Origin of the sequence: Stenotrophomonas geniculata ATCC 19374 = JCM 13324, from assembly GCF_001431625.1 — a bacterium.
GTDB classification, from domain to species: Bacteria; Pseudomonadota; Gammaproteobacteria; order Xanthomonadales; family Xanthomonadaceae; genus Stenotrophomonas; species Stenotrophomonas geniculata.
Genome location: NZ_LLXT01000101.1, coordinates 1 through 7749 on the forward strand (window position 1 = coordinate 1; position 7749 = coordinate 7749).

General features: G+C 66.4%; 8 protein-coding genes. 1 reads left to right on the forward strand and 7 read right to left on the reverse strand.

Annotation, left to right across the window (positions count from 1 at the left end; genetic code table 11):
• Window positions 1–163: 163 nt before the first annotated feature.
• A complete protein-coding gene (gene purB / locus ARC63_RS09765) occupies window positions 164–1531 on the reverse strand; it encodes an adenylosuccinate lyase (protein ID WP_049455481.1) in 1368 nt (455 codons plus the stop codon).
• Between the two features lie 292 nt (window positions 1532–1823).
• Here purB and ARC63_RS09770 point away from each other — a divergent pair, with 292 nt between their 5' ends.
• Window positions 1824–3239 carry a class II fumarate hydratase gene (locus tag ARC63_RS09770; RefSeq protein WP_057503133.1) on the forward strand — a complete coding sequence of 472 codons (1416 nt, stop codon included), beginning with the start codon at window positions 1824–1826 and terminating at the stop codon, window positions 3237–3239.
• A 79-nt stretch (window positions 3240–3318) separates the two neighbouring features.
• Here the strand turns inward: ARC63_RS09770 and ARC63_RS09775 are convergent, their stop codons facing one another.
• From ARC63_RS09775 to ARC63_RS09800, 6 genes are all read right to left on the reverse strand, one after another.
• On the reverse strand, window positions 3319–3744 hold the full coding sequence (locus tag ARC63_RS09775) for a hypothetical protein (RefSeq protein WP_057503134.1): 426 nt from the start codon (window positions 3742–3744) through the stop codon (window positions 3319–3321).
• Between the two features lie 106 nt (window positions 3745–3850).
• Entirely contained in the window at window positions 3851–4456 is a 606-nt protein-coding gene (locus ARC63_RS09780) for a YggN family protein (protein WP_057503135.1), read from the reverse strand.
• A gap of 30 nt (window positions 4457–4486) precedes the next feature.
• Entirely contained in the window at window positions 4487–5374 is an 888-nt protein-coding gene (locus ARC63_RS09785) for a DUF4097 family beta strand repeat-containing protein (protein WP_057503136.1), read from the reverse strand.
• Window positions 5375–5399: 25 nt separating this feature from the next.
• Entirely contained in the window at window positions 5400–6428 is a 1029-nt protein-coding gene (locus tag ARC63_RS09790) for an ABC-2 transporter permease (RefSeq protein WP_010480410.1), read from the reverse strand.
• Window positions 6425–7300 carry an ABC transporter ATP-binding protein gene (locus ARC63_RS09795; RefSeq protein WP_010480412.1) on the reverse strand — a complete coding sequence of 292 codons (876 nt, stop codon included), beginning with the start codon at window positions 7298–7300 and terminating at the stop codon, window positions 6425–6427. Before ARC63_RS09795 ends, ARC63_RS09790 begins: the two co-directional genes overlap by 4 nt.
• Complete coding sequence (locus ARC63_RS09800) at window positions 7300–7659, reverse strand: GntR family transcriptional regulator (RefSeq protein ID WP_006453095.1); 360 nt, start codon at window positions 7657–7659, stop codon at window positions 7300–7302. The genes ARC63_RS09795 and ARC63_RS09800 overlap by 1 nt, the downstream gene beginning before the upstream one ends.
• Between the last annotated feature and the right edge of the window lie 90 nt (window positions 7660–7749).

A 7749-nucleotide genomic window follows, 5' to 3' on the forward strand; every position in this document is an offset into this window, starting at 1 on the left:
TCCATCAACACAGTTGCTCCACGGACGGATTCACGGCGTCCCCCGCGAACCCAACCCGCCCCGCCAAGCGCGACATAACCCAGAGCCGCCTTTGACGTTGCTGTTGCCGTTGCTGTTGCCTGCCGCAGGCAGCGCCCGCGGCCGCCGCCGCAAAGGAAACCCCTTAGATCTTCTTCGCCAGCGATTCCGCCAGACCGGTGTAGCTGCCCGGGGTCATCTCCAGCAGGCGCTGCTTCGCATCCGCCGGCAGTTCCAGCCCCTGCACGAACGCACGCATCGACTCGGCGGTGATGCCCTGGCCACGGGTCAGCGCCTTCAGCTGCTCGTACGGATTCGGCAGGCCATGGCGGCGCATCACCGTCTGCACGGCTTCGGCCAGCACTTCCCAGGCCGCGTCCAGATCCGCGTCCAGGCGCTGCGGGTTCACTTCCAGCTTGCCCAGGCCCTTGGCCAGCGAATCCAGTGCCACCTGGCTGTGGCCGAACGCGGTGCCCAGTGCACGCAGCACGGTGGAATCGGTCAGGTCACGCTGCCAGCGGCTGATCGGCAGCTTCGCGCTGAAGTGCTCGAACAGCGCGTTGGCGATGCCGAAGTTGCCTTCCGCATTCTCGAAATCGATCGGGTTGACCTTGTGCGGCATCGTCGACGAGCCGACTTCGCCTTCCTTCAGGCGCTGCTTGAAGTAGCCCAGCGAAACGTAGCCCCAGATGTCACGGGCCAGGTCGATCAGGATGATGTTGGCGCGGCGTGCGGCATCGCCGATCTCGGCGATGTTGTCGTGCGGCTCGATCTGCGTGGTGTACGGGTTGAACACCAGGCCCAGGCCGGTCACGAAGCGCTCGGCGAAGGCCGGCCAGTCCACGTCCGGGTAGCTGGCCACGTGCGCGTTGTAGTTGCCTACTGCGCCGTTGATCTTGCCGGTCAGCTCGACGGCAGCGATCTGCCTGCGCTGGCGCTCCAGGCGCGCGACCACGTTGGCCAGTTCCTTGCCCAGGGTGGTCGGCGAGGCGGTCTGGCCGTGGGTGCGCGACAGCATCGGCTGGCCGGCCTGGGCGTGGGCCAGGCTGCGCAGGCTGTTGGCGATGCCGTCCAGGGTCGGCAGCAGCACCTCGCGGCGGGCCTGCTCCAGCATCAGGCCGTAGCTGAGATTGTTGATGTCTTCGCTGGTGCAGGCGAAATGCACGAATTCCAGCGCCGGTGCCAGCTCGGTGTCGTCCTTCAGCTGTTCCTTGATGAAGTACTCCACCGCCTTGACGTCATGGTTGGTGGTGCGCTCGATTTCCTTCACGCGCGCGGCCTGGGCCGGGCTGAAGCGGGCGGCCAGGGCGCGCAGGCGGGCGACGGCGGCGTCGGAGAACGGGGCCAGCTCGACGATGCCCGGCTCGGCGGCCAGGGCCAGCAGCCACTCCACTTCGACCGTGATGCGGGCCTTGATCAGGCCGTACTCGGAGAAGATCGGGCGCAGGGCATCGACCTTGCCGGCATAGCGGCCATCGAGCGGGGACAGGGCGAGCAGGGCGGAATCGGACATGTCGGCAGGGCTGGGACGAGCGGCGGGGGCCATATTCTACGACGTGCCGGGCAGGCGTGCCCTGTAGAGCCGAGCCCACGCGCGGCTGCTCCGGGTAATCCAGCGCCCACGGGCCAGCCGAGCGTAGGTTCGGTTCTACAACACGGCCCTGCGAATGAAACGATCTGGCCCGTGCTCGTCATCCCACGCTGCGGGCAAGGGAGTATCGTTGGCGCAGCCGCCAGCCCGGGAAGCGACACCCTGCCAGCCGCCGCTTCCCTTTCCCCAACTGAAGTAGTGCGGAGTTGATGCAATGAGCAAAGCTGCAAGCAAGGGTTTCAGAATCGAACACGACAGCATGGGCGAGCTGCAGGTGCCTGTGGACGCCCTGTGGGGCGCCCAGACCCAGCGTGCCGTGCAGAACTTCCCGGTGTCGGGCCAGCGCATGCCGCGCGGTTTCATCCGTGCCCTGGGCCTGGTCAAGGGCGCCGCCGCGGGCGTCAACGCCGAGCTGGGCCACCTGCCGAAGAATGTGGCCAAGGCCATCCAGACCGCCGCCGCCGAAGTGGCTGCCGGCGACTGGGACGCGCACTTCCCGATCGACGTCTACCAGACCGGTTCGGGTACATCCTCGAACATGAATGCCAACGAGGTCATCGCCACCCTGGCCAACCGTGCCGGCAAGGCCGCTGTGCATCCCAATGACCACGTCAACCAGGGGCAGAGCTCCAACGACGTGATTCCAACCGCGCTGCGCGTGTCGGCGGTACTGGCCGCGCATGAGCAGCTGCTGCCGGCGCTGGTGCACCTGCGCAAGACCCTGGACAAGAAGGGCCGCAGCCTGCGCAAGGTGGTCAAGACCGGCCGTACCCACCTGATGGATGCGATGCCGCTCACCTTCGAGCAGGAGTTCGGCGCATGGTCCGCACAGCTGGCCTCGGCGCAGGAGCGCATCGAAGACAGCCTGAAGCGCGTGCGTCGCCTGCCGCTGGGCGGCACCGCCATCGGCACCGGCATCAACGCCGACCCACGTTTTGGTGCACAAGTGGCCAAGGCGCTGAAGCAGCAGACCGGTGTCAAGTTCGACAGCGCCGAGAACAAGTTCGAAGGCCTGGCCGCGCAGGACGATGCAGTCGAGCTGTCCGGCCAGCTCAATGCGCTGGCCGTGGCGCTGATCAAGATCGCCAATGACCTTCGCTGGATGAACGCCGGTCCGCTGGCCGGGCTGGGCGAGATCGAACTGCCGGCACTGCAGCCGGGCAGCTCGATCATGCCGGGCAAGGTCAATCCGGTGATTCCGGAAGCGACCGTGATGGCCTGTGCGCAGGTCATCGGCCACCACACCGCGATCACCGTGGCTGGCCAGACCGGCAACTTCCAGCTCAACGTCACGCTGCCGCTGATCGCGGTGAACCTGCTCGATGGCATCGGCCTGCTCGCCAACGTGTCGACCCTGTTGGCGGACAGCGCGATCGCCGGGCTGAGGGTGCGTGAGGATCGCGTGGCCGAGGCGCTGGCGCGTAATCCGATCCTGGTCACCGCACTGAATCCGATCATCGGCTACGAGAAGGCTGCGGCGATTGCCAAGCGTGCCTACAAGGAACAGCGCCCGGTGCTGGACGTGGCACTGGAGGACAGCGGGTTGGCCGAAGCCGAGCTGCGTCGTCTGCTGGACCCGGCCGCGCTGACGGCCGGTGGCATCCAGGCCGGTGGCGGTGGCGGCGGTTGATCCGGATTCTGTAATCTGTAGAGCCGAGCCCATGCCCGGCTCTACAAAAGGAAACGCCGCCCTCGGGCGGCGTTTTTCTTCAGCGACGGTCGGCGACGATGTTGCCGAAGGTGCCGGTGTAATCCTTGAACTCGGGGATGCGCTGGATCAGGTCCGTCGGAATCACTTCCATGCCCTCTGGCGGCTGGATCTTCACCGGCTGCATGTTGGGATCGGCCGGTGCGGCCACCAGGGTGTTCTGGCGCAGCACCTGCAGCTTGCCGAACATGGTCTGCAGCATCTGCTTCTGTCCGTCGTCCAGCGGAATCTGGATCTCGTCCATCTTCATCGTGCCATCGGCGAGGATGATGATGTTCGGTGCTGGCGGGCGACGCACGGTGACCATGCCTTCGCTGACGGAAATCTTGGGCTTGCCGCGCTCGGCACGGTGGTTGCGGTATTCCTGGTCACAGCCGACCAGGCCGAGGCAGAGCAGGGCGGTCAGCAGCAGAAACAGCTTCTTCATGACATTCGGTTCGGGGGCGTCCGGGGCCGCCATTGTAAGCCGGACGGCGCACTACGGCCGGCAGCCGGACGCCGCTGCCGGCCGGGTGCGCTGATCTGTCACAGGCCTAGCGCTGGACCACGGTGTCCTTGCCGCAGTCGTCCACGTCGCCCTGGTCCATGGTCGCGTAGGGCTTGAACGCCGGCAGTTCGCGTGCGAGCGCCTGCTGGCTGGCCAGCATCGCCGGAAGGCGGTCGCAGATGCGCTTGGCCTGGGCTTCGATCTTCTCGGCTTCGGCATTGATGCGCTTTTCGACACCTTCGCTGTCGCCGCTGAAAATGCCCTTCAGCGCTTCGCCGGCCGCGCTGGCACCCAGTTTGGCGCCTGCCAGACCGACATCCATGCCGTCCATCGCGATGGCGACCACGTGGCCGCGGTACTCCTGCAGGTGGCGGCGCTGGGTGTCGTTGGCCGCGACCTCCTTGCCGGCGATCAGCAGGCGGCCGTCGGGCGTGATCTCCGCACGCGGCTGCTTGTCAGCGGAGATCTTGATGTTGCCCTGGGCGATGTCCTTGCGGGCATCGTCCATGGCTTCCTTGACGGTCTGGCCGACGCCGCTGGTGGCTTCGGCGACGCTCTTGCCGATGGTCTTGTCGGGGGCGGAGGACGTGCCGCCGCAGGCGATCAGCGGCAGGCACAGCAGGGTGGCAGGCAGCAGGCGCAACAGATTCATGATGTTCCCCTGGACGTGTCTGGAAGAGAATTACTTGCTGCGCGGCAGGGTGACCCGGCCGCTGACGTTGCGGTGTTCGACATCGCCGCTGCCGCTGTGATCGACGGTCAGGCTGCCGCGTACGCCGTCCACCTGGATGTCGCCCGAGCCGTGGCTGCGCACATGCACGTTGCCGCCGATATCGGCCAGGTCGACGCCGCCGGAGCCGACCACGCCGACTTCGACGCTGCCCTGCACGCGCTTGAACTCGATATCGCCCGAGCCGACCGTATCCAGACGTGCGTTGCCACGCACCTCGGTGATCTTCAGGTCACCCGAACCGACCGTGCCGGTGACCGCGTCGCCGCCGATGTTGCGGGCATTGACGTCACCCGAACCCAGCGACAGCAGGTTCAGCGAACTGCCACCGTCGATGTTCAGGTCGCCCGAGCCCACCGCGGCGTGGATGCTGCCGCGCGTACCGCGGGCGACCGCATCACCGGAGCCGACATCCACGCTCAGCGACTGTGCGTTCTCTACGCTGGCATCGCCGGAGCCGACCTTGAGCTGCAGCGGCAGGTTGTCCGGCACGCTGCCGCGGATATCCAGCCAGGCGTAGCTGTTGCCCAGACTGATGCCACTTTGGCGGCCGTCGCGGCGCAGGCTCACCACCAGCTTGTCGCCCACCTTGCGCTGGTCCAGTACCAGCTGGTCCAGCCATTCCTGGCTGGACGCGCAGGCGCGGCCGTCCAGCTGGCCGCCGCCAGCGCTGGCGACCACCTTCAGGTCATGCTGGTTGACCTCGAACACCACCGTCTTGGCACCGGCCACGTCCAGCTTCAGCGCGCGGGCAGCAGTGAACTTGCAGTTCGGAGCATCGGCGGCCAGCGCCGACAACGGCAACAGCAACAACGCAGAACAGGCGAGCAGGGAACGCATGGGTAATGCCTCCGGATGGATGGGATCAGATCTCGCCGGCGCGCTTGCGCAGGCGGATGGCAAGGAAGATGAACACTGCACCGACGACGGCGCCGATCCACAGTTCCGGCATCGCCAGCGACTTCAGCTGCGAGGCGGGGGACATCAGACTGACGACCGACTCGAGATCGCGGCGCGAGCCCTCATCGGCGCTTAGGCGGTACACCAGGTCGGTGCCCGGCACGGCGCCCAGCAGCAGGCGCCCGACGATGTTCTGCCAGAACCAGCCCGTGGTCAGGCCGATCAGCGGCATCACCTTGGTGGTGCTGATGATGACGCCGGCAAACAGCGGCAGCATCACCGCCCACAGGAACGGCTTGCTCCTGGCCCATGCCGAGCACAGCAGCAGCCAGCCGGCGGTGGGCAGGGCCCACAGGGCATAGACCGGAATCCAGGCCAGGTGCCCAGCGGCAAGGGTCAGCGGGCTGGCCGGGCCCCAGATCAGGGTCATCGGGCTGCCACCGTGCAGCAGCGCGACGGCACTGATGATCAGCATGAAACCGAACATGGTGAGGATGCCAGCGATCACCGCGATCAACGGTGCCACGATCAGTGCGCTGATCACCTTGGACAGCACGGTCTGCGTGTCCGACAGCGGCAACGACTTCCAGAACAGGATGCTGCGGTCGCGGCGATCGTCGTACAGGGCGCCCAGGCAGTAGAAGAACACCACGAAGGCCAGCACCAGGAACGGCCAGGCCGAGCTGAGCACCAGGGTCAGGTCGAGGCCGTTGCCGAGGTCGGCCAGGTCCTTGGTGCTGATGTCGCGGGTCAGCAGGGCCAGGTCCAGGCCGTTGATGTTCACGTCTTCGCCATCGATGTGCAGGCCGCCATCACGCGCGGCCCGATGCAGAGCGAACAGGCCAAAGGCGATGCCGATGGTGCTCATCACCAGCGAGATCAGGCCGGCGATCAGCGGTGCATACAGGAAACCGCCACGGTTCTCCCAGTACTCGCGCTTGAGCAGCCAGCGCAGGGTGCCCATCGGGCTGACGGGGTGGTTGACGGCATTCATGCGTAGGTCCCCTTCATGATGGCGACGAACAGATCGGCCAGGCCCGGGCTGCGGGTCTCGCCAAGGGTGGAGAGCTGGGTGCGCGGCACGCCATCGAACAGCATCACGGTCTTGCCGAACGCCAGGCTGCGCTCGTCGATCGGCTTCAGGGCGCGGGCGGTGTCCAGCTGGTCGGCATTGACCAGCAGCTCGGTGTAGCGCCGGCCGACGTCGTCCATTTCCGCGTCGAGCACGATGCGGCCGTCGCGGATGAACATCACGTCGCTGAGGATGTGCTCGATCTCCTCCACCTGGTGGGTGGTGACGATGATGGTCTTCTGTTCGTCGAAGTAGTCTTCCAGCAGGCGCTGGTAGAACTCCTTGCGGTACAGGATGTCCAGGCCCAGGGTCGGTTCGTCCAGCACCAGGATGCGGGCATCGATGGCCATCACCAGCGCCAGGTGCAGCTGCACGATCATGCCCTTGGACAGCTCGCGCACGCGCTGCTTCGGCTGCAGCTTGGTATTGGCCAGGAAGCGCTCGCAACGGGCGCGGTCGAAGCGCGGGTGCACGCCGGCGACGAAGTCGATCGCCTCGCGGACCTTCAGCCAGCGCGGCAGTACGGCGACGTCGGCGATGAAGCAGATGTCGTTCATCAGTTCGTCGCGGTGCAGTCGCGGGTCGCGGCCGAGCACGCTCAGTTCACCCTCCACCGAGGTCAGGCCCAGAAGGGCCTTCAGCGCGGTGGTCTTGCCGGCGCCATTGGGCCCGATCAGGCCGACGATACGCCCGCTTGGAATGCTGAAACTGGCATTGTCGAGGGCGACCGTGGTCTTGTAGGCCTTGCGCAGGCCTCGGGCGGTGATGACCGACTCACTTGCAGTGCTATTCATCAGACTTTCCCCTGGGGCAGCAATTCGTCGAGGCTCAGGCCCAGGCGCTGGATGCGCTCCAGAACCGCGGGCCATTCTTCGTTGAGGAAACGGTCGCGCTCGCTGCTGCGCAGCTGCGTGGCCGCCTGCTCGGTCATGAACATGCCCAGGCCGCGGCGCTTCTCGACCAGGCCTTCGTCGGCCAGTTCCTGGTAAGCGCGCGAAACGGTGATGGGATTGAGTTGATAGTCGGCGGCCACCTGGCGCACCGAAGGCAGGGCATCGCCCGGCTTGAGGATTCCGTCGAGCATCATGGCGATCACGCGCTCCTTCAACTGACGGTAGATGGGAGCGCCGTCGCTCCACTGGATGTCGCTCATATTCAGCTCCGTGGGGTCAGCGGCTGGGCGAACGAGAAATACGGCATGGACAGCGCGCTGTGCAGCCGACGCGGGGGAGGGGGGGAGGAG

What these genes read in the sequence shown, in the direction of transcription:
- purB (WP_049455481.1), bottom strand. Translation starts at nt 1,531, where the DNA reads ATGTCCGATTCCGCCCTGCTCGCCCTGTCCCCGCTCGATGGCCGCTAT.
- ARC63_RS09770 (WP_057503133.1), top strand. Translation starts at nt 1,824, where the DNA reads ATGAGCAAAGCTGCAAGCAAGGGTTTCAGAATCGAACACGACAGCATG.
- ARC63_RS09775 (WP_057503134.1), bottom strand. Translation starts at nt 3,744, where the DNA reads ATGAAGAAGCTGTTTCTGCTGCTGACCGCCCTGCTCTGCCTCGGCCTG.
- ARC63_RS09780 (WP_057503135.1), bottom strand. Translation starts at nt 4,456, where the DNA reads ATGAATCTGTTGCGCCTGCTGCCTGCCACCCTGCTGTGCCTGCCGCTG.
- ARC63_RS09785 (WP_057503136.1), bottom strand. Translation starts at nt 5,374, where the DNA reads ATGCGTTCCCTGCTCGCCTGTTCTGCGTTGTTGCTGTTGCCGTTGTCG.
- ARC63_RS09790 (WP_010480410.1), bottom strand. Translation starts at nt 6,428, where the DNA reads ATGAATGCCGTCAACCACCCCGTCAGCCCGATGGGCACCCTGCGCTGG.
- ARC63_RS09795 (WP_010480412.1), bottom strand. Translation starts at nt 7,300, where the DNA reads ATGAATAGCACTGCAAGTGAGTCGGTCATCACCGCCCGAGGCCTGCGC.
- ARC63_RS09800 (WP_006453095.1), bottom strand. Translation starts at nt 7,659, where the DNA reads ATGAGCGACATCCAGTGGAGCGACGGCGCTCCCATCTACCGTCAGTTG.